The 1776-nt window shown below is 44.1% G+C and carries 1 protein-coding gene and 1 pseudogene; both read right to left on the bottom strand.

The genetic code is table 11. The annotated features are described in order from the left end of the window. Positions 1 to 1252 (bottom strand): DUF7507 domain-containing protein (locus POV26_RS10525; RefSeq protein ID WP_419180016.1); only part of this gene is annotated, 1252 nt, incomplete at its 3' end. A gap of 75 nt (positions 1253 to 1327) precedes the next feature. Next, positions 1328 to 1711: pseudogene (locus POV26_RS15380) on the bottom strand (DUF7507 domain-containing protein); the annotation flags it as partial. Positions 1712 to 1776: the final 65 nt, after the last annotated feature.

Here is a 1776-nt window from a genome sequence, read left to right on the forward strand (position 1 = left end):
TGTTCGATAGGCTCACGTTGCCCTGGTTGGTTACGGTGAACGTATAGGTAATGGTATCGATGCCCGCATCGGCGCACTGGTTGCCGTCAACGTCGTTGAAGATTCCAGTTTTTACGATTGCGATGTCTGGGTTCTGGCATATCTCGACAACTGTAGGGTCATCCTCTGCATAACTATTATCATCGGAGATGTCGGTTGAGTTCGGACCCGTTGGAGGTGTACCCGTAACTTTTGCTTGGTTGGTAAATTGGCCAGCATCAATATCTTCTTGAGTAATGGTATAACTGGCCGTAAAGGTAGTGGTGTCTTCAACTCCCGGAGCCATAGAAGCAATAGGACCACCAACCACAGCTACCAACGGATCGGTAACGATTACATTGGTCATAGTAACATTTCCTGTATTTAGAACCTTGAATGTATAGGTTATCACATCTCCAGGGGCGCTAATACAATTGCCCGATGGGTCTGTACCAATGTAGCTTCCTATCTTTATAATGTCAATACAAGGGAAGTTACAAATGGTCACAATTGTAGGGTCATCCTCTGTATAGCTGTTATTATCGGAATCGTCCGTAATATCGGGGCCGTTCTGTGGCGTACCCGTTGCAAGGGCTTGGTTGGAGTACATGCCTGCATCAATGTCTGCTTGGGTAATGGTATAGCTGGCAGTAAAGGTCGTGGTGTCCTCCTGGCCGGGCGCCAAACTGATAGGACCGCCGCTCACTGTAACGCCAGCATCAGTCACCATAACATTGTTCAATGTTACGTTTCCTGTGTTCTTAACGCTAAAGGTATAGCTGATCTCATCGCCCGGGGCACTAATGCAATTGCCAGTTGTTGGATCAGTGCCATCATAGCTACCAATCTTGATCAATGCAATCTTCGCAGTCTGACAAATCAATACTGTAACCGTATTACTGGTAGCAGTATCTACAGGACCCAAAACTGAGCCTCCATTTACTTCTGCAGTATTTACAACAGAACCAGCGTCTATATCACTTTGAGTTATTGTATAAGTAGCATTGAATGTCCAGATTTCGCCAACATTTAAAATACCGTCACCATTATCACCAGAAACCAATACTATAGGAACTACTGGATTTGGTGCTAAAAATAGAGGATCGGTAATTACAACATTTGAAATATCAACATCTCCATCATTGGTTACAACAAACTTATAATCTATTGTATTGCCAACTTCAAAATTGATACAATTACCTGTTGCGCTAGTGCTAGATTTTACAATCGACATTTTGGCATCTTGGCAAAGATTAACTGTAACGGTATCAGTATTTGATACTGGATAAGCATTCCCTGAAGTTTGGGCTAGTCCATTTACGGTAGCCGTATTTTGAACTTGTCCATTAGTAATATCGAGTTGCGTTACTATATAAGAAGCCGTATAAATCCAAGTTTCACCTGCATCCAAAACTCCTGGGTTTGATGTGTCTCCACTATCAGGGCCTGGAAGAGGGTTATTAGTCGGGTCAATTAATGGATCTCTTAATTCAACATTGTTGATTGGAGCATTCCCCGCTGGATTTGTTACTTTAAAGGTATAAGAAATTGCTTCTCCCGGAGCCACTGGCGTACAATCTTGTGGATTATTTGGAGTCGCTATCTTTTCAAGTATAATTGTACAGTTATTGATCGTTACCAAGAAGCTGTTCTCCGCGGAACAGTTCGGCGTGGTGCCAGTCTCCGCGTACACATAGATCGTCTGGGTGGTCGTGATGCTGTTGCCGGCGAACAACGGCGTGCCGGTCCCACCGCTTC

It is taken from the genome of Aequorivita todarodis (genome assembly GCF_028561335.1).
GTDB classification, from domain to species: domain Bacteria; phylum Bacteroidota; class Bacteroidia; order Flavobacteriales; family Flavobacteriaceae; genus Aequorivita; species Aequorivita todarodis.